General features: G+C 70.9%; 24 protein-coding genes. 4 read left to right on the top strand and 20 right to left on the bottom strand.

What is annotated here, in order from left to right:
• Window positions 1–13 precede the first annotated feature (13 nt).
• The 11 genes from FO470_RS03380 to FO470_RS03430 form a co-directional block, all read right to left on the bottom strand.
• Window positions 14–1288 carry a hemolysin family protein gene (locus FO470_RS03380; RefSeq protein ID WP_144341496.1) on the bottom strand — a complete coding sequence of 425 codons (1275 nt, stop codon included), beginning with the start codon at window positions 1286–1288 and terminating at the stop codon, window positions 14–16.
• Between the two features lie 5 nt (window positions 1289–1293).
• Window positions 1294–1812: an rRNA maturation RNase YbeY gene (gene ybeY, locus FO470_RS03385; RefSeq protein ID WP_144341497.1), complete on the bottom strand. Its 519-nt coding sequence runs from the start codon at window positions 1810–1812 to the stop codon at window positions 1294–1296.
• Complete coding sequence (locus tag FO470_RS03390; protein ID WP_144342037.1) at window positions 1809–2825, bottom strand: PhoH family protein; 1017 nt, start codon at window positions 2823–2825, stop codon at window positions 1809–1811. Before FO470_RS03390 ends, ybeY begins: the two co-directional genes overlap by 4 nt.
• Before the next feature lie 92 nt (window positions 2826–2917).
• Window positions 2918–4351 carry a tRNA (N6-isopentenyl adenosine(37)-C2)-methylthiotransferase MiaB gene (miaB, locus tag FO470_RS03395; protein WP_144341498.1) on the bottom strand — a complete coding sequence of 478 codons (1434 nt, stop codon included), beginning with the start codon at window positions 4349–4351 and terminating at the stop codon, window positions 2918–2920.
• Between the two features lie 274 nt (window positions 4352–4625).
• Complete coding sequence (gene olsA / locus FO470_RS03400; RefSeq protein WP_144341499.1) at window positions 4626–5396, bottom strand: lyso-ornithine lipid O-acyltransferase; 771 nt, start codon at window positions 5394–5396, stop codon at window positions 4626–4628.
• Window positions 5397–5399: 3 nt separating this feature from the next.
• Window positions 5400–5837 carry a Fur family transcriptional regulator gene (locus tag FO470_RS03405; RefSeq protein ID WP_144341500.1) on the bottom strand — a complete coding sequence of 146 codons (438 nt, stop codon included), beginning with the start codon at window positions 5835–5837 and terminating at the stop codon, window positions 5400–5402.
• Window positions 5838–5904: 67 nt separating this feature from the next.
• On the bottom strand, window positions 5905–6408 hold the full coding sequence (locus FO470_RS03410) for a GNAT family N-acetyltransferase (protein ID WP_144341501.1): 504 nt from the start codon (window positions 6406–6408) through the stop codon (window positions 5905–5907).
• Complete coding sequence (gene tsaB, locus FO470_RS03415; protein WP_144341502.1) at window positions 6405–7088, bottom strand: tRNA (adenosine(37)-N6)-threonylcarbamoyltransferase complex dimerization subunit type 1 TsaB; 684 nt, start codon at window positions 7086–7088, stop codon at window positions 6405–6407. The genes FO470_RS03410 and tsaB overlap by 4 nt, the downstream gene beginning before the upstream one ends.
• Before the next feature lie 123 nt (window positions 7089–7211).
• Window positions 7212–7766, bottom strand: coding sequence for a NifU family protein (locus FO470_RS03420; protein WP_144341503.1), 555 nt, complete (start codon window positions 7764–7766; stop codon window positions 7212–7214).
• A gap of 298 nt (window positions 7767–8064) precedes the next feature.
• Complete coding sequence (locus tag FO470_RS03425) at window positions 8065–9018, bottom strand: glutathione S-transferase family protein (protein ID WP_144341504.1); 954 nt, start codon at window positions 9016–9018, stop codon at window positions 8065–8067.
• A gap of 10 nt (window positions 9019–9028) precedes the next feature.
• Window positions 9029–9526: a universal stress protein gene (locus FO470_RS03430; RefSeq protein WP_144341505.1), complete on the bottom strand. Its 498-nt coding sequence runs from the start codon at window positions 9524–9526 to the stop codon at window positions 9029–9031.
• Window positions 9527–9816: 290 nt separating this feature from the next.
• On the opposite strand from FO470_RS03430, the gene FO470_RS03435 reads away from it, so the two are divergent.
• On the top strand, window positions 9817–11043 hold the full coding sequence (locus tag FO470_RS03435) for a sensor domain-containing phosphodiesterase (RefSeq protein WP_144341506.1): 1227 nt from the start codon (window positions 9817–9819) through the stop codon (window positions 11041–11043).
• Window positions 11044–11049: 6 nt separating this feature from the next.
• On the opposite strand, the gene trpS is transcribed toward FO470_RS03435, so the two are convergent.
• Window positions 11050–12081 (bottom strand): tryptophan--tRNA ligase, encoded by a 1032-nt coding sequence (gene trpS, locus FO470_RS03440; RefSeq protein ID WP_144341507.1) that lies wholly within the window; start codon window positions 12079–12081, stop codon window positions 11050–11052.
• Window positions 12082–12246: 165 nt separating this feature from the next.
• Window positions 12247–13770 (bottom strand): lipid II flippase MurJ, encoded by a 1524-nt coding sequence (locus tag FO470_RS03445; protein WP_144341508.1) that lies wholly within the window; start codon window positions 13768–13770, stop codon window positions 12247–12249.
• 138 nt (window positions 13771–13908) lie between these two features.
• On the opposite strand from FO470_RS03445, the gene FO470_RS03450 reads away from it, so the two are divergent.
• Window positions 13909–14907: an adenosine kinase gene (locus FO470_RS03450; RefSeq protein ID WP_144341509.1), complete on the top strand. Its 999-nt coding sequence runs from the start codon at window positions 13909–13911 to the stop codon at window positions 14905–14907.
• A 102-nt stretch (window positions 14908–15009) separates the two neighbouring features.
• Here FO470_RS03450 and FO470_RS03455 read toward each other — a convergent pair whose 3' ends face one another.
• The 5 genes from FO470_RS03455 to FO470_RS03475 all read right to left on the bottom strand — a co-directional run bounded on the left by FO470_RS03455 (window position 15010) and on the right by FO470_RS03475 (window position 18897).
• The gene (locus FO470_RS03455; protein ID WP_144341510.1) at window positions 15010–15744 is read right to left on the bottom strand and encodes a DUF2076 domain-containing protein; all 735 of its coding nucleotides are present in this window, start codon (window positions 15742–15744) and stop codon (window positions 15010–15012) included.
• Between the two features lie 32 nt (window positions 15745–15776).
• Window positions 15777–16496 carry a Bax inhibitor-1/YccA family protein gene (locus tag FO470_RS03460; protein WP_144341511.1) on the bottom strand — a complete coding sequence of 240 codons (720 nt, stop codon included), beginning with the start codon at window positions 16494–16496 and terminating at the stop codon, window positions 15777–15779.
• A 27-nt stretch (window positions 16497–16523) separates the two neighbouring features.
• Complete coding sequence (locus FO470_RS03465) at window positions 16524–17324, bottom strand: anti-sigma factor family protein (protein WP_144341512.1); 801 nt, start codon at window positions 17322–17324, stop codon at window positions 16524–16526.
• Window positions 17308–17892: a sigma-70 family RNA polymerase sigma factor gene (locus FO470_RS03470; RefSeq protein WP_144341513.1), complete on the bottom strand. Its 585-nt coding sequence runs from the start codon at window positions 17890–17892 to the stop codon at window positions 17308–17310. The genes FO470_RS03465 and FO470_RS03470 overlap by 17 nt, the downstream gene beginning before the upstream one ends.
• Window positions 17893–18435: 543 nt before the next feature.
• Window positions 18436–18897: a hypothetical protein gene (locus FO470_RS03475; protein WP_144341514.1), complete on the bottom strand. Its 462-nt coding sequence runs from the start codon at window positions 18895–18897 to the stop codon at window positions 18436–18438.
• Between the two features lie 145 nt (window positions 18898–19042).
• Here FO470_RS03475 and FO470_RS03480 point away from each other — a divergent pair, with 145 nt between their 5' ends.
• On the top strand, window positions 19043–20245 hold the full coding sequence (locus FO470_RS03480; protein WP_144341515.1) for a M20 aminoacylase family protein: 1203 nt from the start codon (window positions 19043–19045) through the stop codon (window positions 20243–20245).
• An 18-nt stretch (window positions 20246–20263) separates the two neighbouring features.
• Window positions 20264–21511, top strand: coding sequence for an MFS transporter (locus tag FO470_RS03485; RefSeq protein WP_144341516.1), 1248 nt, complete (start codon window positions 20264–20266; stop codon window positions 21509–21511).
• Between the two features lie 3 nt (window positions 21512–21514).
• On the opposite strand, the gene FO470_RS03490 is transcribed toward FO470_RS03485, so the two are convergent.
• Window positions 21515–22273, bottom strand: coding sequence for a sulfite exporter TauE/SafE family protein (locus FO470_RS03490; RefSeq protein ID WP_144341517.1), 759 nt, complete (start codon window positions 22271–22273; stop codon window positions 21515–21517).
• Window positions 22274–22336: 63 nt separating this feature from the next.
• The gene (gene tal / locus FO470_RS03495) at window positions 22337–23308 is read right to left on the bottom strand and encodes a transaldolase (RefSeq protein ID WP_144341518.1); all 972 of its coding nucleotides are present in this window, start codon (window positions 23306–23308) and stop codon (window positions 22337–22339) included.
• Between the last annotated feature and the right edge of the window lie 217 nt (window positions 23309–23525).

A 23525-nucleotide genomic window follows, 5' to 3' on the forward strand; every position in this document is an offset into this window, starting at 1 on the left:
GGGCGGGCAGCCCTCAGGCGGCATCGGAGCTCCGCGTGCTGGCGGGCCGGGCGCCGTTCTGCGGCTGCTCGGCCGGCGGCGGCAGGCTGCCGCGCGCGGGAGGCTCCGCCGCGTCGCGCTCGTCGGCGTCCTTCCCGGAGCCGGCCGCGTCGCGCCCGCCGGTCGAGATGCGCAGCCGCTTCACGCGGCGCGGATCGGCATCGAGCACCTCGATCTCGAAATTGTCGGGGCCGAGCACGATCTCGCCGCGCACCGGCACGCGGCCGGCGAGGGTGACCAGCAGGCCGCCGAGCGTGTCGACTTCCTCCGCCTCCTCGCCGAGGGCGAAGGCCGGATCGATCATCTCGGCGACGTCCTCGAGGCTGGCGCGGGCATCGGCGATGAAGCTGCCGTCCGGCTGGCGGATGATGGCCGGGGTCTCGTCCTCGTCGTGCTCGTCCTCGATGTCGCCGACGATCTCCTCGACCAGATCCTCCATCGAGACGATGCCGTCCGTGCCGCCATATTCGTCGACCACCAGGGCGAGGTGGATGCGGCTCGCCTGCATGCTCGCCAGCAGCTCGATGGAGGGCATCGAGGGCGGCACGAACAGGAGGCGGCGGATCAGCTTGGCGGCGCTGAGCGGGGTGCCGAGATCGATGGCCTTGAGATTGAAGGCCGGCAGCGACTTGCCGCCCTGTCCGCCGGTGGCGGGGGCGCTCTCCGCCGGCGTCCCGGCGCCGCCATCCGCGCCGCGCGTCCCGCCAGGACCGGCGGCCCGCGCGGCGCCGGGGCGCGGGGTCATGGCGCGCTGGGTGAGATAGGTGACGAGATCGCGGATGTGGACCATGCCGACGGGATCGTCGAGCGTGTCGTCATAGACGACGAGGCGCGAATGGCCGGCATCGGCGAAGACGGTGAGCAGCTCGCCGAGCGAAATGTCCTTCTGCACGGCGATGATGTCCGCGCGGGGGACCATCAGGTCGCCGATGCGCAGCTCGCGCAGTTCGAGGATGCTCTTGAGCATCGTCCGCTCGGTGGCGGTCAGGTCGGTTCCGGCCTCGACGCTGCTGGAGGACAGCACCTCGGCGAGGTCGCTGCGCAGGGAGCCGGAAGAGCGCCAGCCGCCGAGCAGGTGGCGCAGACGGTCGAGTATGCCGGCGCGGGGCTCCGAGGAGCGGGCGTCGGCCGTGCTTCGCTGCCCGGCGCTCGCCGGGCTGCTACTCGACGAGCTGCTACTCGAGGAGTTGCTACTTGGGCCCTCGCTGCTCGACTTGGGGGAGGAGGGGCTGGAAACGGGGTCGGACATTGATCTCAGTCGGGTTGATGAACGGGTTCGGTTTCGGAATAGGGGTCTGGCACGCCCAGACCGGCAAGGACGCGACGCTCCATCGCCTCCATCTCCTCGGCCTCATCCGCGACCTCGTGGTCGTAGCCGAGCAGATGCAGGGTACCATGGACGGCGAGATGCGCGAGATGGTCGGCGAAGGATTTGCCCTCCGCCTCGGCCTCGCGCCGGAGCGTCTCGAAGGCGATGGCGATGTCCCCGAGATGGGGATCGCCGCCGGCGCGCGCCATCTCCGGGGTCGGAAAGGACAGCACGTTGGTCGCGGTGTCCTTGCCGCGCCAGTCGCGGTTCAGCGTGCGGATGCTCGCGTCGTCGGTGAGCTTCACCGCGATCTCGGCGCCGTCGACGTCGAGCTCGTACTCGCTCGACGCGCCCTCGACGGCGGCGGCGACCGCCCGGGCGACGAGGTCGGCCGCGCCGGGGAGGACCGACCAGGCGTCGGTCTCGACCAGCACGTCGACCTCGATGGGACTGCCGTCGCTCATCGCGGCGGCGCCCCGGGCTCGCCGGAACGGGCGGAGGCCGCCTTCGCGTCATAGGCGGCGACGATGCGGCCGACCAGCTCGTGGCGCACCACGTCGGCGGCGTGGAAGTGGCAGACCTCGACGCCCTCGACATTGCCGAGGAGCGAGACGGCCTCGGCAAGGCCCGACGTCTGGCCGGGCGGCAGGTCGATCTGGCTCGGGTCGCCGGTGATGATCATGTGCGAGTTCTCGCCCAGGCGGGTGAGGAACATCTTCATCTGCATCGAGGTGGTGTTCTGCGCCTCGTCGAGGATGACGCAGGCGTTGGCCAGCGTGCGCCCGCGCATGAAGGCGAGCGGCGCGATCTCGATCTCGCCGGAGGTCATGGCCCGTTCCACAAAGCTGCGGTCCATCAGGTCGTGCAGCGCGTCGTAGATGGGGCGCAGATAGGGATCGACCTTCTCCTTCATGTCGCCGGGCAGGAAGCCGAGGCGCTCGCCCGCTTCCACCGCCGGGCGGGAGAGGATGAGCCGGTCCACCACGCGCCGCTCCAGCAGGTGCACGGCATAGGCGACTGCCAGCCAGGTCTTGCCGGTGCCGGCGGGTCCGACGCCGAACACCAGCGTCTGGCGCTTCAAGGCGCGGATATAGGCGTCCTGCGCGGCGGTGCGGGCGCGCACCGGGCGGCGGCGGAGCTGGATCTCGTCGAAGCTCTGCTTCTTGGTCGCCGGATCGAACTCGAACAGGAAGCCCTGCGCGGCGGCCTCGCGTAGCACGCCCTCGACATCGCCCGGAATGAGCTCGCCGCCCTTCTTCAGCCGGGCGTAGAGCGTCTCCAGCACATGGCGCGCCTGCTCGCAGGCCTCGCGCGGGCCTTCCAGCGTGACATGGTTGCCGCGCTGCTCGGCCACGATCTCGAGCCGGCGCTCGATCAAGGCGAGGTTCTGGCCGTAATGGCCGAAGAGCAGGCTGGCGAGGCGGTTGTCGTCGAAGGCGAGCACGATCTGGCTCGTCGCGTCCTCGGGCGACTCGATCCAGCGGGGGGATGTCTGCGTCGATCCGGCGGGCGTGCCCGCACGGGCGGCAACCAAGGCACGTTCCGTATCCGATCCAGATCGACGCACGCTCACGCCTCCAGCTTCTCGCTCTGCCCGATGAAACGCGTTTCCCCGATCGGGCGCCCGGCGAAGAACTCGCCGCCGAGTATGTCACCCGAAAGACTCTTGGTGCTGACCTCGCGAACCTCAACCCGCGCGAGTGTGCCGATCGCCTCGCGCGGCGCCTCGACGACCACCGACTGCAGATAGGGCGAACGACCGATGAGCTGGCCCGGGAAGCGTCCGGGCTTTTCAAGAAGGATGTCGAAACGCCGGCCGCGGCAGGCTTCGTCGAACGCCGCCTTCTGCCGGTCGAGCAGGGCCTGGAGCGCGTAGATGCGCGCGGACTTCACATCCTCGGGAAGCTGCCCCTCCATGCCGGCGGCCGGCGTGCCGGGGCGCGGCGAGTACTTGAACGAGAAGGCCGAGGCGAAGCCGACTCGTCCGACGAGATCCATGGTGTCGGCGAAGTCCTCGTCGCTCTCCCCGGGGAAGCCGACGATGAAGTCGGAGGAGAAGGCGATGTCGGGACGCGCCTCGCGCACGCGGGCGACGATCTCGAAGAACAGCTCGCGGTCGTGCTTGCGGTTCATCGCCGCGAGGATGCGGTTCGAGCCGGACTGCACCGGCAGGTGCAGATAGGGCATGAGCGCGGGCATGTCGCGATGGGCGGCGATCAGCTCCTCGTCCATGTCGCGCGGGTGGCTGGTGGTGTAGCGCACGCGGGCGATGCCGGGCACGTCGGCGACCCGGCGCACCAGCTCGGCGAGGTTGGCCGGGCGGCCGGCGGCATCGAGGCCGTGATAGGCGTTGACGTTCTGGCCGATCAGCGTGATCTCGCGCACCCCGCCGTCGGCGAGGCGGATCACCTCGTCGAGGATCTTGGCCAGCGGGCGCGACACCTCGGCGCCGCGCGTATAGGGCACGACGCAGAAGGTGCAGAACTTGTCGCAGCCTTCCTGCACGGTGACGAAGGCGGTGGGGCCGCGCTTGCCGATCGCCTCGCGCGTCGGCGGGGCGAGGAAGTCGAACTTGTCCTCGACCGGGAACTCGGTCTCCACCAGCTTGGCGCGCGCCCCGGCCTTGCCGCTGCGCCGGGCCTCGGCTTCGGCGAGGAGTTCGGGCAGCTTGTGGTAGCTCTGCGGGCCGACCACGAGATCGACCGCGCGGGCGCGCTTGATGATCTCCGCGCCTTCCGCCTGCGCCACGCAGCCGGCGACCGCCACCATCTGCTGGCGACCGGCCTCCTCCTGCGCCTTGCGCAGCCGGCCGAGCTCCGAATAGACCTTCTCGGCGGCCTTCTCGCGGATGTGGCAGGTGTTGAGGATGACGAGATCGGCGTCGTCCGGGCTGTCGGTCTCGACATAGCCCTCCCTGGCCAGCGTGTCCGTCATGCGCTGGGCGTCATAGACGTTCATCTGGCAGCCGAAGGAGCGGACGTAAAGCTTGCGCTGTTCACTCATTGCGTGTCGATCGACCCGTGCCGTCCGGCGCTGAGGCGCGGAACGGCGCATTCCGTTGGAAACCCGAAGGTGCGGCGGGCACACCCTCGCCGGGCGTCCTCGTCAATCGCCGCTCGCTCCCAGCTCGATATCGCGCAGGTCGAGATCGTGTACGTCTCCACGGATGACACCCAGACCCCTTGTGTAGCGGGATTCCCGGAAAAAGGGAATGCGCCGGCAAGGGCCGGGACCGCATGAAGGCGTGATCTTCCGCCGGAATTTCGAGGGGGTCGCCTCAGGCGGAACGGCCGGTCAGCGCGCCCGCCAGCATGACGCGCGTCGCGCGCTCGGCCCGCAGCGTCGCCGCCTTGCGGTCGCCGGCCGGCAGCGGCTCGCCGAAATGCAGCTCGACGTCGACCGCGCCGCGCCGGAGCACCTCCATCAGATGGGGAGCGAGATCCATGTCGCCGTACCAGGCGAGCCTCGGCCGGCGGGCCCGCCCGAGCGAGACGCCGCCTTGCCCGATATAGGCGATGGCGAGCGGCTGGATGGTGGCGCCGGCGCCTTCCGCCCCCATCCCCTGCCGGGCGGCGCCGATCAGCGCCGAGCGGAAGGGCAGCACGCGGTTGCCGTCGCTCGACGTGCCCTCGGCGAACAGCACCACCGGGTCGCCGCCGCCCATGCGCTCCGCCATCTCGCCGGCGACCCTGGCCGTCGCGCTGCGCGCGGAGCGGTCGACGAAGACGGTGCGCTGGAGCTTCGCCAGCAGGCCGATGCCGGGCCAGCCGGCGACCTCGCTCTTGGCCACGAAGCACAGCGGCAGGCGCGAGCCGAGCACCGGGATGTCCAGCCAGGACACATGGTTGGAGACGATGAGCAGCGGCCGCGCCGGGGAGGGTACGCCGACCACCCTCACCCGCACGCCGACGAGCGCCAGCACGATGCGGTGGTAGAGCACGGGAAGGCTGCGCCGGGTCGGCAGCTTCAGCACCACCGAGAGCCACTGGAGGGGAATCCCGACGAGCGTGACCAGCAGGACCGGCACGATCACCAGCCACGCCCGCACGGTTCAGTCCTTCTGGGATTTCGGCTTGTCGAGCGGCACGCCGTAGAGCTCCAGCCGGTGGCCGACCAGCCGGTAGCCGAGCTTGCGGGCGATCTCTTCCTGCAGCTGCTCGATCTCCTCGGAGCGGAACTCCACCACCAGGCCGGTGCGCAGGTCGATGAGGTGGTCGTGGTGCTCGTCCGGCACCGGCTCGTAGCGGGAGCGGCCGTCGCGGAAATCGTGGCGCTCGATGATGCCGGCGTCCTCGAACAGCTTCACCGTGCGGTAGACGGTGGAGATGGAGATGCGGTCGTCCACCGCCGAGGCGCGCCGGTGGAGCTCCTCGACGTCGGGATGATCCTGCGCGTCGGCGATGATGCGGGCGATCACGCGCCGCTGGTCGGTCATGCGCAGGCCCAGCGTGACGCAGGCTTCCTCGATCGCGGTGAGCTTGTCGTTCATCCCTAGGCCCGTCTCGACTCTTCCACGCCTTATGGCGCAGCGGCCCGTGCGAGGGCAATGGTTTCCGTCAGGCGATATCCCGACGCATGGTCAGCGCGGCGACCGGCTCGCCGGCCGCGCCGCGATAATAACCCGCGCGGCGCCCGATTTCACGAAAGCCGGTACGGGCATAGAGGCGCAGCGCCGGAGCGTTGCCCTCCTCCACCTCCAGGAACACGATCTGGAAGCCTTCCGCCGCCAGCGTGCCGAAGGCCGCCTCCACCAGACGGCGGGCGATGCCTTCGCCGCGCCGTCCGGGCTCGACGGCGACGGACAGGATCTCGATCTCCGGCGAGACGCCGCTGAGCAGGATGAAGCCGACCGGCGCGCCGCAGGGACCATTCGTTCCCACCAGCGCGCGGCTCAGCCGGTTGGCGAGCAGCCGCTCGAACTCGGCGGCGTCCCAGCCGATGCGGAAGCTCTGGCCGTGCAGGTGGGCGAGCGCCTCCGCGTCCGCCGGCCGGGCCGGGCGCAGCGCGACCTCGCGCGGCCCGAAGGCGCGGCGGCCGAGCCGGGTCAGCAGGCCGGTCATCGCCGGGCGATCCGGGCGGCGGTCTGCGGCTTGGCGTCGGCCTCGCGCAGATAGAGCGGGCGGGGTTCGGAGCGGGCGGGATCGGCGACGCTGGCGAGGCGGGCGAGCCAGACGGGATCGGGCGTCGAGGTGCCGAACACCGCCACCGGCGGGAGGGCGCCGGAAGGCCAGGCCTCGGCGATGAGCTGGGCGCCGGAACCGACGAGGCGCACCGGCCCGTTGGCGACCGAGCGCACGGCATCCTTCACCGCCATGGCGCGCGGGCTGACCAGCACGCGGCCCGAGGGGCCGATCACCTGCAGATAGACATTGCCGTGGCGGGCATCGATGGCGGCGGCCACCGGGACGTTGTCGTCCTCCGCCAGCAGGGGGGCGGCGAGCACGGCGAGGGTGGGAAGGCCGATCACCGGCTTGCCGGTGGCGAGGCCGAAGCCGCGCGCCGCCGCGATGCCCACGCGCAGCCCGGTGAAGCTGCCCGGGCCGACGGTGACGGCGAAGGCGTCGAGATCGGCGATCTCCAGCCCGGCCTCGTCGAGCACCTTCTCGACGATCGGGATCAGCGCCTCGGCATGGCCGCGGGCCATGGGTTCGCGCACGACGGCGCGCGTCGTGTCGGTATCGGTGTCGTGAAGCGCCGCCGAACAGGCCTCAAGCGCAGTGTCGATGGCGAGAATCAGCATGGTACGCCCCGGTCCGCGCGCTCACCATGCGCATGCGCGCGGTAGAAGGAAAGAGCACGGCCGGGCGGCGCCGCGAAGCCGACCGGCCGGTTCGACGATCAGAGCCGCAGAATCGGCCGGCAATCAGACCGGGCGCACTTCCACCACATCGGGCACGAAATGGCGCAGCAGGTTCTCGATGCCGTTCTTCAGCGTCGCGGTGGAGGACGGGCAGCCCGAGCAGGAGCCCTTCATGGCGAGGAAGACCACGCCGTCCTTGTAGCCGCGGAAGGTGATGTCGCCGCCGTCATTGGCCACGGCCGGGCGCACGCGCGTGTCGATCAGCTCGCGGATCGTGTCGACCACGCCGGCATCCTTCTCCTCGAAGAAGGCGTCGTCGGCGGTGTGCTCATGGTCTTCCGGCAGGATCGGCTGGCCGGAGACGAAATGCTCCATGATGGCGCCGAGGATGGCGGGCTTGAGATGCGCCCACTCGCCCTTTTCCTTGGTGACGGTCACGAAGTCCGAGCCGAAGAACACGCCGGTGACGCCGGGCACCTCGAAGAGGCGGACGGCGAGCGGCGAGCGCGCGGCCTCGCCGGCGTCTCGTGCCTCGAAGGTGCCATGGCCGAGCACGGTGCGGCCGGGCAGGAACTTGAGGGTGGCGGGGTTCGGGGTGGCTTCGGTCTGGATGAACATGGGTCTCTCCTTGCCAACCGGGTTCAAGGCCACGGCGACGGGGGAATTTAGAATTTAGATAGTCTCTCGCGCGCCTGAGGGGAAGGGTGGTTCATGAGGCCGCCAGCCCCTGTCACGCCGTCATGGCCGGGCAAGCCCGGGGATCCACGTCTTCTCCTTCCGCCAGGCCGGCTCCCAAGTCGGTTTGCAAGTCGTGGATGGCCGGGTCGAGCCCGGCCATGACGAGCCTCTGAACGGGAGGGTTCGGAAAGGAATCGGCTCCTCACGCCAACCGGTGCCCGCTTCGCTCGAAAATGCTCTAGAGCCAGTCCAGCGCCGGGCCCACCGGGACGATCCGGTTCGGGTTGAGCGCCTTGATCGAATAATAGCCGCGCTTGATGTGGTTGACGTTCACCGTCCCGCGCACGCCCGGCAGGGCGAGGAAACGGACGAGATAGGCGGACAGGGCGGGATAGTCGGCGAGGCGGCGTAGATTGCACTTGAAGAGGCCGTTATAGGCCGCGTCGAAGCGCACCAGCGTGACGAAGAGCCGGATGTCGGCCTCCGTCACCGCCTCGCCCAGCAGGAACGGACCGCCGGCGGCAAGCCGCGCCTCCAGCTCGTCCAGCATGCCGAAGACATCCGCGAAGGCTTCCTCATAGGCGAGCTGGGTGGTGGCGAAGCCGGCGCGGTAGACGCCGTTGTTGAGCCGCGGATAGATCGCCGCGTTCAGCGCGTCGATCGCCTCGCGCAGGGCTTCCGGGTAGAGATCGACGGCGTTCCGGGCGAGGGCGCCGAAGCCCGCGTTGAACATGCGCAATATGTCGGCGGACTCGTTGTTGACGATGGTGCCGCGCTCCCTGTCCCACAGCACCGGCACGGTGGCGCGGCCGGTGAAGTGGGGTTCGGCGCGGGTGTAGATCTCGTGCAGGTAGGTGGCGCCGTTCAGCGTGTCGCGGTTCGCGCCGGGATAGTCGCCGAAGCGCCAGCCCTCGTCGGACAGGGCGGGTTCGACGACCGAGACGGAGATCGCCTCCTCGAGCCCCTTGAGCTTGCGGGCGATGAGCGTGCGCGAGGCCCATGGGCAGATCAGCGCGACATAGAGGTGGTAGCGCCCGGCCTCGGCCCTGAAGCCGCCTTCGCCGGTCGGGCCGGGGGAGCCGTCGACCGTCACCCAGCTGCGGAAGCTGGAGACCTGCCGCACGAAGCCGCCCTTGGCGTCGGTGGCCTGCACCGGCTGCCAGTTCTCGACCCACTTGCCGTCCACGAGCATGCGTCTCTCCTCAGGCCAGCGCGTCGATCTCGGTATCCGAGAGCGAGCCGGGCACGATGGTCACGGGGATGGACAGGCCCGCCCAGGTGCCCTTGGCCAGCGAGCTGATGAGCGGCCCCGGCCCCTCATTGCCGGTGCCGGCGGCAAGCACCAGGATGGCGATGTCCTCGTCCGCCTCGATCAGCTTCAGGATCTCGTCGGCGATGGTGCCTTCGCGGATGAGGCGCTCGGGCTCGATGCCGGCGATGCCCTTGGCGCGGGAGGCGAGCAGGTCCTGCCGCGCCTGCGCCTTGTCCGTCGCCTCGGCGCGCATCAGCTCGGCGACGCCGAGCCACTGGCTCTGCACGTCGGCGAGTTCCAGCACGCTCAGCATGACCACGTCGCCACCCGTGCGGGCGGCGCGGCGCGCGGCGTAGTAGAGCGCGCGGTCGCATTCCGGCGTGTCGTCGGCCACGACGAGGAACTTGCGGCGGTGGCCGGGTTCATGGCTCTGGCGCCTGCGCGGCATGATGGCTCCCGGAATCGCAGCATGACCTGCCTTCTAGCATAGCCGCGCCGCGACGGCCGGCTGCGCCCGCCTTCTTCCCTACCGATATCACGAATGCGGGAAGCCTTTTTCACGAAAGAAATTCGAATTAATTTACTCCTGATCGGCCAAGCTTCCCCTGTTCCGCGCCTGACCGGCATGGACCGACCGGCATGGAGCAGGAGGAGTTCGAGAGGATCGCGACAGCGAATGGCGGCGGGCGTTCTCCCGGCTTCCAAGCCCGGGCAGGAGCGCGCCGCCGGGAGGAAGCCATGGTTCAGTCGATTTCCGAACCGTCGAGCCCTATCCAGGACGTCTTCGCGCATGAGGTGGTGCGCTCCGGGCTCGACCGCGTGCTGCGTACCATACGCCGCTATCTCGGCATGGACGTCGCCTTCATTTCGCATTTCCGCATCCATGACCGGGTGTTCGAGCATGTCGACGCCGACGGCCCGGCGCCGATCGCGCCCCGGCAGACACTCTCGCTGGAGGAGGGGTACTGCCTGAAGGTGGTATGCGGCGAGCTGCCGGAATGCATTCCCGACACCGCCGAGGTGCCGGCGGCGATGTGCATCCCCGCCACCACCGCCATTCCCATCGGCGCGCATCTGAGCGTGCCGATCCGGCTGGAAAACGGCGAGGTCTACGGCACGCTATGCTGCTTCAGCTATATGAGCGACCGCAGCCTCGGCGAGCGCGAGATGCAGATGATGCGTGCTTTCGCCGAGGTTCTGGCCGGGCGCATCGACGAGGCGGCGGCGGCCGAGAAGCTCAAGCAGCGCGAATCCTCCCGGCTGCGCCTCGCCATGGCGGCGGGCACGCCGCGCATGGTGTTCCAGCCGATCCATGTGCTCTCCGACCGCAGCGTCGCCGGTGTCGAGTGCCTCGCCCGCTTCGACCTGGAGCCCAGGCGCGGGCCGGACAAGTGGTTCGAGGCGGCGAGGCAGGTCGGCATGGGCGAGGAGCTGGAACTGCGTGCCATCCTCAACGCGCTGCCGGCGCTGGGACGGCTGGAGCCCCCCGCGTTTGTCGGCCTCAACACCTCGCCCGAGCTGATCCTGTCGGGGCGGCTCTCCCCGGCGCTGGAGGGGCTGGATCTGTCGCGCGTCGTGCTGGAGATCACCGAGCACGCTACCGTCGCCGACTATGGCGCGCTCGCGCAGGCGCTCGGGCCGATGCGCGAGCAGGGGCTGCGGCTGGCCGTGGACGATGCCGGCGCCGGCTTCGCCAGCATGCGCCACATCCTCAATCTGCAGCCCAACATCATCAAGCTCGACATGAGCCTCACGCGCGACATCGACACGGACGGCGCCCGTCGTGCGCTGGCCAAGGGGCTGATCTCCTTCGCCCATGAGATCGGGTCGTCGATCACCGCCGAGGGCGTGGAGACGGAAGGCGAGTTCGAGATGCTGCGCCGGCTCGGCGTCGACCGGGGGCAGGGCTATTGCCTCAGCCGCCCGATGCCGATCGAGGAGGTGCTGCGCGCGGCGGTCGCCTGAGCGGGGTCAGCGCACGAAGCCGACGATGTCCTTGACGTGGCTCATGGTGGCGTCCGCCAGCACGCGGGCGCGGGCGGCGCCGTCGCGCAGGATGTCGTCGATATGGCCGGGCTCGGCCACCAGGCGCTTCATCTCGCCGCCGATCGGCCCGAGCTTCGCCACCGCGAGGTCGACCAGCGCCGCCTTGAAGGTGGAGAACTGGCCGCCGCCGAACTCGGCGAGCACCTTGTCCTTCGACACCTCGCCCAGCGCCGCATAGATGCCGACGAGGTTCTCCGCCTCCGGCCGGCCCTTCAGCCCCTCGGCCTCGGAGGGCAGCGGCTCGGGGTCGGTCTTGGCCTTGCGGATCTTCGAGGCGACGGTGTCGGCGTCGTCGGTGAGGTTGATGCGCGAAAGGTCCGAGGGATCGGACTTCGACATCTTCTTGGCGCCGTCGCGCAGGCTCATCACCCGCGCCGCCGGGCCGCCGATCAGCGGCTCGGGCAGCGGGAAGAAGACCTCGCCCAGGCCCTTGGCGGCGATGGACGGGCCGAAGTCGTTGTTGAACTTCTGCGCGATGTCGCGGGTCAGCTCCAGATGCTGCTTCTGGTCCTCGCCTACCGGCACGTGGGTGGCGCGGTAGAGCAGGATGTCGGCCGCCATCAGGCTGGGATAGGCGTAGAGGCCGACCGAGGCGTTCTCGCGGTCCTTGCCGGCCTTCTCCTTGAACTGGGTCATGCGGTTGAGCCAGCCGAGGCGGGCGACGCAGTTGAACACCCAGGCGAGCTCCGCATGGCCGGAGACCTGGCTCTGGTTGAAGACGATGTGGCGCTTGGGGTCGATGCCGGCGGCGATGAAGGCGGCGGTGACCTCGCGGATCTGCTTCTTCAGCTCGACCGGATCCTGCCAGACGGTGATGGCGTGCATGTCGACGACGCAATAGAGGCAGTCATAGCTGTCCTGCAGCGCCACGAAGCGCTGGATCGCGCCGAGATAATTGCCGAGATGCAGGTTTCCGGTCGGCTGGACGCCGGAGAACACGAGCTGCTTGAAATCCATGTCGGGACGTTCCTGATCTGCGCCCTGTCGTCTGCGTCTTCCGCGGGCCCGGCACGCATGTGTCGTGCGCGCCTCGCGCGGGTGGCGCTATGGCACGCATGCCGGTGAGGGGCAAGCCCATGTGGGGGCCACGTGAAGCCGAGCCCACGCGCGTGGCGCTCCGTGCTATTTGCGCCACCCCGCGCGCAGGGCGGCGGTCTCGATGCCGCCGAGCGCCCGCGCCGCGCCGGCATAGACGCCGACGCCGAGCGCGACCAGCCCGCCGAGCGCGGCCGCCGCGCTCATCCCGCCGGAGGCCAGCGCGCTCTCGGCGGCGTGGCCCGCCAGCGCGACGGCGAGGGCCATGGCGAACGCGGCGAGGACCAGCCCGCGCAGGCGCCGGCGGCTGGACGCCGGGACGGGGATCAGCCCGCGCCGGCCGAGCCCGACGCCGAGCCCGGCGAGCGCGACGAGGCTGGAGGCGAGCACGCCGAGCGCCGGCCCCGCCATGCCCAGCGGGCCGACAGCGAGGAAGCCGACGACGGCGCCGACCGGCAGCGCCGCCAGGCTGGCGAGGGCAACGAGGCGGGAGAGCCCGCTGGCGAAGGCGACGGTGACGAGGATCTTCTCCAGCGCCTGTACCGGCAAGGTGAGGGCGAGCAGCGCCAGCGCGGCGGCGGTGAGCTCGCTCGCCTGCGGATCGAAGGCGCCGCGCTGGAACAGCACGACGACGATGGGGTGGGCCAGCACGGCGAGGCCCAGCGCCGCCGGCAGCGAGAGCGCCAGCGCCGCCTCCATGCCGTTCGCGCCGATCGTCCCCCGCTCGCGGGAGGCCAGCGCCGGCAGGAGCACCGCGCCGGCGCTGGCGCCGACGAGGCCGAGGGGCAGCTCGACGAGGCGGGTGGCGTAGAACAGCGCCGCCACGCCGCCGGCGATGCTTGAGGCGGCGGCGGCGGCGATGAGGAAGCGCAGCTGCGGCAGCGCGGCGGCGAGCAGCGGCGCGGCGGCGCCCGCGAGCATCGGCAGCGCCGCCTTCAGCTCGGCGCGCGTCACCGCGAGGCGGAAGAAGCCGCGCGGCACGGCGAGGAGGTTCAGCAGGAACTGCGTCAGCGCCCCCGCCACCGCGCCCGCCGCCAGCCAGGCGAGCGCCACCTCCACGCTCATGCCGTGCGCGCCGGAGAGATAGAGCAGCGCCAGCAGCACGAGCACCGCGACATTGGCGGCGGCCGGGGCGAAGGCCGGGCGGGCGAAGCGCCCCGCCGCGTTGGCGAAGGCGGCGAGCACCCCGGCGAGCAGGGCGAGCGGGATCGCGGCGATGGCGAGCCGGCCGGCAAGCACCGCGCCCCGCGCCCGCTCGCCGTCATCGGCGAAGCCGGGCGCCAGCAGCGCGACCACCTGCGGCATCAGCAGATAGAGCAGGGCGGCGAGCCCCAGCGCGGCCAGCGCGAAGACGAGCAGCGCCGCGCCGGCGAGCCGGGCACGGGCGGCGGGGTCGGGCTCGCCCGCCAGCCGCGGCAGCAGGGCGGCGTTGAGCGCGCCCTCGCCGAGCAGGCGCCGGGCGATCTGCGGCAGAGCGAGGCCGGCGACCGAGGCGTCCGCCACCACCCCGGTGCCGAACAGTGCCGCGACGCCGGCATCACGCGCGAAGCCGAGCACCCGCGAGGCGAGGGTGAGGAGCGCGACGGTGGAGGCGTGGCGGATGAGGGCCATCGGCTAGCAATAGTCAGACGGCAGGAGAAGGGAAAGCCGCCACGCGGCGGCGCGCGCAAGCGTTGCGGGGGAGCCCCCCGTCTGCTACCGCGAAACCGCCCGCCTCTTGTGAACGAACCATCCAGGGAAAGTCCGTCCATGACCGACCAGCAGCTCGACGTGATCGGCTTCGGCAACGCCATCGTCGACGTCCTCGCCCGTGCCGAGCCCGCCTTCCTCGACCGGCACGGCATGCGCAAGGGCGGCATGACCCTGATCGACGAGGAGCGCGCCGAGACGGTCTACGGCGCGATGGGGCCGGGCGTGGAAATCTCCGGCGGCTCGGCCGCCAACACCGTGGTTGGCGTCGCCGCGCTTGGTGGCCGCGCCGGCTTCGTCGGCAAGGTGCGCGACGACGAGCTCGGCGGCATCTTCGCCCATGACATCCGCGCCGCCGGCGTCGCCTATGCGACCCCCGCCGCTACCACCGGCCCGACCACGGCGCGCTGCCTCATCCTGGTGACGCCGGACGGCGAGCGCACCATGAACACCTATCTCGGCGCGGCGCAGGACCTCTCCCCCGCCGATGTGGACGAGAACCTCGTCGCTTCCGCCGCCGTCACCTATCTCGAAGGCTATCTGTGGGATCCGCCGGCGGCGAAGGATGCCTTCCTCAAGGCGGCCGGCATCGCCCACCGGGCGGGGCGCACCGTGTCGCTGACCCTCTCGGACGCCTTCTGCGTCGGGCGCTACCGGAGCGAGTTCCTCACCCTGATGCGCGAGGGCACGGTCGATCTCGTCTTCGCCAACGAGGCGGAGCTGATGTCGCTCTACGAGACCGATTTCGACGCCGCGCTCGCGCGGCTGCGCGGCGACGTGAAGCGCGCGGTCGTCACCCGCAGCGAGAAGGGCGCGCTGGCGGTGACGGCGGACGAGACCGCCGCGGTCCCGGCCTTCCCCGTGGCGAAGGTGGTGGACACGACCGGCGCGGGCGACCTGTTCGCCGCCGGCTACCTGCACGGCTTCGCCAAAGGCTTTCCGGCCGAGGATTGCCTGAAGCTCGGCGCGCTGTGCGCCTCCGAGATCATCGGCCATATCGGCGCCCGGCCCGAGCGCAAGCTGAAGGAGTTCGCGCAGGAGAACGGGCTCCGGGTCTGAGCCGCGCCGCGCGGATAAAAGAACAGGCCGGCGAGGGGGCGCCGGCCTGCGGAAGTTGAGCGGCGGACCTTTGGAACCTGCCGCTCCGGTTGGGCGGCGAGATCAGATGTCCTCGCCGCTGTCGAACCAGCCGCCGCCGCCGAAGAAGCCGCCATCATCGGCGGCGGAGATGTCTTCCGCGCCGGTGTCCTGCGTGCCGTCATCCTGCGCGCCGGTGTCGGGCTCGGCTGCGGCGGGCTCGGCCGGCGCTTCCGCCGCCTTGGCCTCGCTGCCGCCGAACATGCCGGCGATGGCGTTGCCGAGCAGCACGCCGCCCGCCACGCCCATCGCGGTCTGCGCCGCGCCGGCCAAGAAACCGCCGCCGCCGCCGAAGCCGCCCGGGCGCCCGAAGGCGCCGGGCTGCACGCCGGGAGCTGCCTGACCGGGGCCGCCGGCCGGCGCTCCCGACCGCCACGCCGGCGGCGCGTCGGCGGGAATGCCGGGATTGCCGCCATAAGGCGCGGCGGGGCGGCCCACCGACGGCACCGGGCTGCGCCGGGCCGGCGGCTGCTGGCCGGAGCCGAACAGGCTGCCGAACAGGCCGCCGCCGGAGGCGGGGCGGGCCTCCTGCGCCTGTTGCGCCTGCGCTTCCAGCTCCTGGATGCGGGCCTGCGCCTGCTGCAGTGCGTAGTCCTGCATCACGATGGTCTGCGCCATCAGATAGGGCGCGCCGGGCTGCTGGGCGATGCGCTGGGCGATGAAGCCCTCGGCTTCCGCGTCGCGCGGGCCGGTCTGGCGCTCGACCTCGCCGAGCTTGGCGAACAGGCCATCAATGGCCTGACGGTCCTGATCGTTCATGTCGGTCTCCTCCGTTCAACCGTTCCGGCCGCCTACTCCCGCTCGCCGGTGAAGTTGAGCAGCAGCTGGAAGATGTTGACGAAATTCAGATAGAGCGAGAACGCGCCGAAGACGGCGAGCTTCTGCTGCGATTCGGCGTCGAAATTGTCGGCGTACTGCTCCTTGATCGACTGGGTGTCCCACGCGGTCAGGCCGACGAAGACCAGGATGCCGACCACGGACACGATGAACTGCAGCATGGTCGAGCCGAGGAAGATGTTGACCAGGCTGGCGATCACCACGCCGATCAGGCCCATGATGAGGAAGGAGCCGAACTGCGAGAGGTCGCGCTTCGTCGTGTAGCCATAGAGGCTGGTGGCGCCGAACATCGCCGCCGCGATGAAGAAGGTGCGGGCGATCGAGGTGCCGGTGAAGACGAGGAAGATGGAGGCCATGGAAAGCCCCATCACGCCGCAGAAGGCCCAGAACATGGTCTGCGCGGTGCTGCCCGACATCGACTGGATGCGGAACGAGAAGAACAGCACGAAGGCGAGCGGCGCCAGCATCACCACCCACTTCAGCGGGGTGGAGAAGATCGGCACGTAGAGCGCCGGCGTGGTGCCGACGACGAAGGCGACGACGCCCGTCAGGACGAGGCCGAGCGCCATGTAGTTGTAGACGCGCAGCATGTGCCGGCGCAGGCCCTCGTCGAAGACGGCCTGGTCGACGGGCGCGGTGCGCGACCACTGGAAGCCGGGATTCGGCATGCTCATGTCAGTCTCCTGTGAGAAGCAAGTGGGTCAGTAGAGCGAGCGGACAAGCCGTGCGGCCGCCCGGTCGAGATCGCGCGTGCCGGCCTGCGGGCCGCTGCGGGCGACGAGGGCGTAGGCCACCTCGCCCACCTGCCAGTAGGCGGCGGTAAGATCGTCCTTCGGCACGGTGGTGGCGGGCACGACATCGAAGCCGCCCGGCCGCACCGCGAAGAGCGACACCGTGCCGAGGTCCCCGGTGCGCACCGCCATCTCGACGCTGGGGCCGAAGGCGGAGGGGAAGACCTGCACGTCCTCCACCTTCCAGTCGTCCGGCAGCGCCGGCATGACGATGGCGGTGGCGGCGCGGATCTCGGCGGGGTCGTAATGGCTGGCGCCGGGCTGCGAGGGCATGGCGGCGCGCACCAGGGCCGTCTGGTGGGCGCGCAGCGCGTCCTCGACATAGGCCGGCGGCAGGCCGGAGGCGACGACGCGGCTGACGCCGAGATGGCCGAACTGGGCGTTGGCGAACCAGCCGGCGCCGACGAGCAGCGCCACCATGGCGGCGGCGCGCAGCCCGCGGAACCAGCGCTCGCGCGACAGCGCGCCCTCCAGCCGCCGGGCGGCTTCCGCCGTGGCCAGCCGGGCGCTTCCCGCCGAGGCGCGGCGGGGCGGCTCGGCGAGGGCGAGGCGCAGCTCGTCGCGGATGCGCAGATCCGCCATCACCCGCGACGCGGCCGCCGGATGGGCGCTGAGATGGGCCTCGACGTCGATGCGCCGCGCGACCGCGAGCTGGTCGTCGACATAGGCCTGCAGGTCGTCGTCGGAGACGGGGTCAACGGGTCGGGTCATCCGCACCTCCAACAATGCGCAAACGGGTGGGAGCCGCCGCTTCCGCGCCATCCTCGATAGCACGCAGCGTGGCGCGGGCGCGCGACAGGCGCGACATCAGCGTGCCCTGCGGGATGCCCAGCGTGGCTGCGGCCTCGGCATAGCCGAGCCCCTCGATGGCCACGAGGTGCAGCGCCGCGCGCTGTTCCTCCGGCAGGGCCATGAAGGCGTCGCGCACCTGGGCGAGGCGCAGGTGATGCTCCTGCGCGGGCGCGCTGACGGTTTCGGCGAGCGCCTGGCTTTCCGCCTCGCGCCGCGCCTCGGCGGTGCGCGAGCGGCGGCGGTCGACGAAGACGTTGTGCAGCACCGAGAGCAGCCAGCCGCGCAGGCCCTTGCCGCCAGCGCCGCGTTCCGTCTCGAAGCTGCCCCGCCGCTCATAGGCGCGCACCAGCGCGTCATGGACGAGGTCCTCGGCGTCGGTGTCGTCCCGCGTCAGCGCGCGCGCGTAGCGGCGCATGACGGGGAGCTGCCCCATCACATCGAACCTCGACGCCCTGCCGGACTGGCCGCTGGCCTGATCGCGCCTCATGACCCGTATACGGAGCCGCCCGGCTTCCTATTCCCGCCGCCGCGAAAAAATCCGCGAGGCACGGTCGGCGGAACAGGAGGCGGGCCCGTCCGTTCTCCCTTTCATCATCAGCTTACCGATGGTGCAGGAGCTTTTCGGCCGGGCCATGACGATATTTCGCGATCCCACGATCGGTCGCCATCACCCGCCGGGCCTCTGCCCGACGATGCCTGCAACAGCCGGCCGTGCGGGGAGCGGCTTCGTCGGCGGCTGCGCCCGTCGCGCCGCCTTTGACGTGGCAGGTACGGCATCCTCCATCGTCCGGAACGGCCGGTGCCGGCCGGAGAAGGGGGAGATCCCGTCCGGCACCGGCCGACGCGCGCCTTACTCGGCGGCGTGCGGGTTCACCCGCGCCTCCGCCAGCCTGGGCAGCTTGGCGTCGGCGCTCATCTCTTCATCGAGGTTCTTCAGCGGCCGAACGGATGGAAAACCGGCGGGGGCGGCGAACGTTCCCGAAACACATTCATGCCCTTCGCTGCGGGTACGGCTTCACGTGCCTGCCGCTCACATTGACGGCTGTATGGGCGCGCTCGGCGGCAGGTCGATCGGCGTCGGAGCCGGCTCGTCCTGAGGCTCGTCGACGTCCGGCGTGATGCTCGGGTCGGGATCCGGCGGCGTGACCGGATCGTCGATCTCCGGGATGCGGCGATCGGGCGGCGGCTCGCGGGGCGGCGGCTGCTGAGGTTCGCGGCCGGCTGCCACGCTGTCGCCTGCCACGCCGTTGCCTGCAACGCTGCCGCCCGGCCGGGGCGGCGGTGGTGCGGGCGGCGGATCGCTCACGTCAGGAGGCACCGGATCGCGCACGCCCGGCACGTCGGGATCGCGGATGGGCGGCTGCACCGGATCGCGGATCGGCGCGGGATCGGGCACCGGATTGACGTCGGGCGCCGGATTGACGTCGGGTATGGGAGGCACGCCGGGCGCGGGTGCGTCGGGCCTCTCGGGGGTCGACGGGTGCGGGGTCATGGAAAGCTCCTCCCGTTCGGGCGGCATCGGAATCAACGTCCCCTCCTCCGGTGGGTTCCGACCCCGACTTCAGACGGCCCCTTGCCCGACGGAGCGGGGCGCTATAAGCGGCTGCAGGGCACGGGCGAATGGAACGGTTTCCCGCATGCAGGACGGTTCGCACAGCATCGTTTCAAACGGCGTTCTGACATCCCTCGCGGCACAGGCGGCGGAGCTGACGCAATGGCGCCGCGTGCTGCACGCCATGCCCGAGACCGCCTTCGAGGAGCGCCGCACCTCGGCCTTCGTGGCGGAAAAGCTGGAGAGCTTCGGTCTTGCCGTGCACCGTGGCCTCGCCGGCACCGGCTTGGTGGCGACGCTGAAGGGGCGCGGGGGCGAGGGGCCCGCCATCGGGCTGCGCGCCGACATGGACGCGCTCGACATCCACGAGGCGACCAACCTTCCCTGGCGCTCGGATACGCCCGGCAAGATGCACGCCTGCGGGCATGACGGGCACATGACCATGCTGCTCGGCGCCGCGCGGCACCTCAGCCGGAACCCCGATTTCGCCGGCACCGTGCATTTCATCTTCCAGCCCGCCGAGGAGAACGAGGGCGGGGGCAAGGTGATGGTGGAGCGGGGGCTGTTCGACCTGTTCCCGATGCAGGCGGTCTATGGCCTGCACAATTGGCCCAACGCGCCCTTCGGCACCTTCCTCGGTCGGCCGGGGCCGATGTTCGCGGCCTTCGACATCTTCGAGGTGAAGGTGATCGGGCGCGGCGCGCATGCCGCCATGCCCCAGCGCGGCATCGACCCGGTGCTCGCGGCCTCGCTGATCGTCGCCCAGCTCCAGTCCGTCGTCGCCCGCTCGGTGAGCCCGCAGGAGGCGGCGGTGGTCACCGTCACCCAGATCCATGGCGGCGACACCTGGAACGTGATCCCGGACGAGGTGGTGCTGCGCGGCACGGCGCGCACCTTCACCGCGCAGGTGCGCGACCTCGTGGAGGAGCGCTTCCGCGCCATCGTCGAGGGCGTCTGCGCGGCGCAGGGCGCGCGGGCCGAGATCCGCTACGAGCGGCGCTACCCGGCGCTGGTCAACCACGGTGCGGAATTCGACGCGGCGCTGGCGGCGGCGCGCGCCACGGCCGGCGACCGGGTGATCGCCGATTTCGAGCCGATCATGGCGGCGGAGGACTTCGCCTATATGCTGGAGGCGGTGCCGGGCGCCTATCTCTGCCTCGCCAGCGGTCCCGGCCCGAACCTGCACAACGCCCAGTACGACTTCAACGACGAGCTGCTGCCCGTCGGCGCCAGCTACTGGGTCAATCTGGTCCATTCCCTGCTGCCGGTGGCCGATCCGGCGCCCTGAACCCAAGAGTCCCATAAAGTGACTGCCGCCGCTCCCGCTGCTCCGCTGCCGCCGCCGGGCGGACGCAGCCTGTTCATCACCGGGCTCGGCGTCGGGCAGGTGTGCTCCTGGGGCACGCTCTATTACAGCTTCCCGCAGATCGCGCAGGCGATGAGCGTCGATCTCGGCTGGTCGAAGGCCGAGCTCTACGGCGCCGCCACGCTGGGACTCGCGCTGGCGGGGCTCGTCGCCTATCCGGTCGGCGCGGCCATCGACCGCGGGCACGGCCGGGCGATCATGGCCGGCGGCTCGCTGCTGGCGGGGCTGCTCTTCCTGCTGTGGGCGCAGGTCGATGGCAAGGCGCTGTTCTATCTCGCGGTGGCCGGCATCGGCGCCATGCAGGCGGCGACGCTCTACGATCCCGCCTTCGCCGTCATCGCCCGCCGCGCCGGCCCCCTGCACGCCCGCGCCGGCATCACCGCGCTGACGCTGTGGGGCGGCTTCGCCTCGACCGTGTTCATCCCGCTGATCCAGCTCCTGCTCGACACGGTCGGCTGGCGCCACACGCTCATCGTGCTCGGCGCGATCAACATCCTGGTCTGCGCGAGCGTGAACGTCCTCACCATCGATGCCTCCCGCGATGCCGTCGCGCCGCGTAGCGCAGGCCGTGCCATGACGCCCGGCCGCTCGGTCATCGCGGGCGTGATCCGCCAGCCGGTGTTCTGGGCCCTCGCGATCGCCTTCACCGCCTATGCGGCGATGTTCTCCGGCTTCACCTTCCACGCCTATCCGCTGCTGGTGGAGCGCGGCTTCGACACCGCGACCGTGGTGAGCGCGCTGGCGCTGATCGGGCCGGCGCAGGTGGCCGGACGGATCGCCGTCTCGGTGCTGGCGCCGCGCGCGCCGGTGCGCGTGGTCGGCTCGGTCATCGTCGCGGTGTTCCCGCTCGCCTTCCTGGCGCTGGAGCTGATGCCGCCGGCCTTCGTCTTTGTGGCGCTGTTCGGGCTCGCCTTCGGCTCGGTCAACGGCATCATGACCATCGTGCGCGGGCTGGTCGTGCCGGAGCTGCTGACCCGCCGGGCCTATGGCGCGGTGAACGGCGCGCTGGCGATGCCGGCGACGGTCTCGCGCGCCCTGGCGCCGGCCGGCATGGCGGCGCTGTGGACGGCGGCCGGCTCCTACGACGCCGTGCTCATGGCGGTGATCGCCGTCGCCCTCGTGATGGCCGTCGGCTTCTGGGCGGCCGCCCTGATGGCGAAGCCCTTCGAGGAAGCGGTCGAGGAATAGGGCTCAGAAGCCCGCCAGCTCGGCGGCGCCGTCATAGATCAGCTTGAGCGAGAGCAGGAACAGGGCCGCCACGATCAGCCGGTAGAACAGCGTTTCCGGCAGGCGCCGCGTCAGCCATACGCCGGCGAAGGTCGCGGCGATCGCCACCGGCAGCAGCAGGGCGGTGATCTTCAGATTGGCGGGGTTGAGCTGGCCGAGCGCCCAGTAGGGCACCAGCTTGATCGCGTTGATGGCGGCGAAGGCGATGGTGGTGGTGCCGGCATAGACCATCTTCGGCAGCTTCTGCGGCACCACATACATCTGGTAGGGCGGCGCGCCGGCATGGCTGACGAAGCTGGTGAAGCCCGACACCGCGCCCCAGAAGACGCCGCGCGGCACGTCCGCCGGACGCGCGGCCCGGCGCGCGCCGCCGAGCCAGTGCAGGGCGCAGAACAGCAGGCCGATGCCGCCGACGATCAGCATCACCATCGCGTCGGTGACGATGGAGGCGGTGGCCCAGCCGATGCCGATGCCGAGCGCGGCGGCGGGGATGAGGATGGCGAGGTTGCGCCCGGAGAATTCGCGCCGGTAGGCCCAGACCCCGAACATGTCGCTGACCACATAGACCGGCAGCAGCAGGCCGGCGGCCATCACCGGCGACATGAACAGCGCCATGGTCGGCACGGCGAGGCTGCCGATCATCGGCACGCCGCCCTTGCTCATGCCGACGAAGAACGCCGCCATGCCGGCGGCGAGCGCGAAGCCGAGGTCGGGAGCGATCATGGAAGGGGCACGCGGAAGGTCGGGCGAGGAGGGCGGGCGCCCTCCTCTGTCGGGCCGCTTCTATCAGGCCGCCTGCGCGCCTTCCAGCCGCTTGGCGACGAGCCCGCGCAGGGTGCGCAGATCCTTGACGAAGAGGCGGATGCCTTCGGAGAGCTTCTCCGTCGCCATCTGGTCCTCGTTGAGGGCGAAGCGGAACGCCTTCTCGTCGAGGTCGAGCTTCGCCGGGGCGCCGGCGGTGTTCGCCGGGTCGAGCTTGCGCTCCAGCGCGCCCTCGTCGGCGGCGAGCTGGTCGAGCAGCGCCGGGCCGATGGTGAGCCGGTCGCAGCCCGCCAGCGCCTCGATCTCGCCGGTGTTGCGGAAGGAGGCGCCCATGACGACGGTGCTGATGCCGTGCTTCTTGTAGTAGGCGTAGATCTGCCGCACCGAGAGCACGCCGGGGTCGGTCTCGGCGGTGAACGGGCCTTCGCCCGCCTTCACGTGCCAGTCGAGGATGCGGCCGACGAAGGGCGAGATCAGGAAGGCGCCGGCATCCGCCGCCGCCGCCGCCTGCGCCAGCGAGAATAGCAGGGTAAGGTTGCAGTCGATGCCTTCCTTCTGCAGCACCTCGGCGGCGCGGATGCCCTCCCAGGTCGAGGCGACCTTGATGAGGATGCGCTCGCGTCCGACGCCGCGCGCCTCATAGGCCTCGATGAAGGAGCGGGCCTTGTGCAGCGTCGCCGCCGTGTCGAAGGACAGGTCGGCGTCGACCTCGGTGGAGACCCGGCCCGGCACGATGTGCGAGAGCTCGGCACCGAAGTTCAGCGCCAGCCGGTCGCAGGTGGCGGCGACCACCGCCTCGCGCGCGCCGCCCTGCCGGCGGCCCCAGTCGATCGCCTCGTCGACGAGCGCCGCATAGGCGGGCATCTCGGCCGCCTTGAGCAGCAGCGTCGGGTTGGTGGTGCAGTCCTGCGGCTTGAGACGACGCACCGTCTCGATGTCGCCGGTGTCGGCGACGACGACGGTCATGGCACGCAGTTGGTCGAGCTTGGAGGGCATGGTGCTGTCTCTCTTCTCGCGGCGGCGGACCTTCAGGAGGTCCCCGCCGCGGTGCGGATCGATGGTCGGCCCCGTTGGATCACATTTGGACCGCGTTCTTCAAGGGTGCCACGCCTCATGACGGGCATGTGACGCCGGCGGGCAATGACGCTTGTCGGCTTCCGCGGCCGGGCGTACATCTTGCGTTCGGCATGCGGTACGCAAGCGTCGAGACCTC

The sequence above is a fragment of the Ancylobacter moscoviensis genome (assembly GCF_007559435.1).
Classification (GTDB): Bacteria; Pseudomonadota; Alphaproteobacteria; order Rhizobiales; family Xanthobacteraceae; genus Ancylobacter; species Ancylobacter moscoviensis.

Bases quoted from the DNA above. Each gene is read 5' to 3' on its own strand.
- FO470_RS03380 (WP_144341496.1), bottom strand. From the start codon at position 1,288: ATGTCCGACCCCGTTTCCAGCCCCTCCTCCCCCAAGTCGAGCAGCGAG.
- ybeY (WP_144341497.1), bottom strand. From the start codon at position 1,812: ATGAGCGACGGCAGTCCCATCGAGGTCGACGTGCTGGTCGAGACCGAC.
- miaB (WP_144341498.1), bottom strand. From the start codon at position 4,351: ATGAGTGAACAGCGCAAGCTTTACGTCCGCTCCTTCGGCTGCCAGATG.
- FO470_RS03405 (WP_144341500.1), bottom strand. From the start codon at position 5,837: ATGAACGACAAGCTCACCGCGATCGAGGAAGCCTGCGTCACGCTGGGC.
- FO470_RS03410 (WP_144341501.1), bottom strand. From the start codon at position 6,408: ATGACCGGCCTGCTGACCCGGCTCGGCCGCCGCGCCTTCGGGCCGCGC.
- tsaB (WP_144341502.1), bottom strand. From the start codon at position 7,088: ATGCTGATTCTCGCCATCGACACTGCGCTTGAGGCCTGTTCGGCGGCG.
- FO470_RS03420 (WP_144341503.1), bottom strand. From the start codon at position 7,766: ATGTTCATCCAGACCGAAGCCACCCCGAACCCCGCCACCCTCAAGTTC.
- FO470_RS03425 (WP_144341504.1), bottom strand. From the start codon at position 9,018: ATGCTCGTGGACGGCAAGTGGGTCGAGAACTGGCAGCCGGTGCAGGCC.
- FO470_RS03430 (WP_144341505.1), bottom strand. From the start codon at position 9,526: ATGCCGCGCAGGCGCCAGAGCCATGAACCCGGCCACCGCCGCAAGTTC.
- FO470_RS03435 (WP_144341506.1), top strand. From the start codon at position 9,817: ATGGTTCAGTCGATTTCCGAACCGTCGAGCCCTATCCAGGACGTCTTC.
- trpS (WP_144341507.1), bottom strand. From the start codon at position 12,081: ATGGATTTCAAGCAGCTCGTGTTCTCCGGCGTCCAGCCGACCGGAAAC.
- FO470_RS03445 (WP_144341508.1), bottom strand. From the start codon at position 13,770: ATGGCCCTCATCCGCCACGCCTCCACCGTCGCGCTCCTCACCCTCGCC.
- FO470_RS03450 (WP_144341509.1), top strand. From the start codon at position 13,909: ATGACCGACCAGCAGCTCGACGTGATCGGCTTCGGCAACGCCATCGTC.
- FO470_RS03455 (WP_144341510.1), bottom strand. From the start codon at position 15,744: ATGAACGATCAGGACCGTCAGGCCATTGATGGCCTGTTCGCCAAGCTC.
- FO470_RS03460 (WP_144341511.1), bottom strand. From the start codon at position 16,496: ATGAGCATGCCGAATCCCGGCTTCCAGTGGTCGCGCACCGCGCCCGTC.
- FO470_RS03465 (WP_144341512.1), bottom strand. From the start codon at position 17,324: ATGACCCGACCCGTTGACCCCGTCTCCGACGACGACCTGCAGGCCTAT.
- FO470_RS03470 (WP_144341513.1), bottom strand. From the start codon at position 17,892: ATGAGGCGCGATCAGGCCAGCGGCCAGTCCGGCAGGGCGTCGAGGTTC.
- FO470_RS03475 (WP_144341514.1), bottom strand. From the start codon at position 18,897: ATGACCCCGCACCCGTCGACCCCCGAGAGGCCCGACGCACCCGCGCCC.
- FO470_RS03480 (WP_144341515.1), top strand. From the start codon at position 19,043: ATGCAGGACGGTTCGCACAGCATCGTTTCAAACGGCGTTCTGACATCC.
- FO470_RS03490 (WP_144341517.1), bottom strand. From the start codon at position 22,273: ATGATCGCTCCCGACCTCGGCTTCGCGCTCGCCGCCGGCATGGCGGCG.
- tal (WP_144341518.1), bottom strand. From the start codon at position 23,308: ATGCCCTCCAAGCTCGACCAACTGCGTGCCATGACCGTCGTCGTCGCC.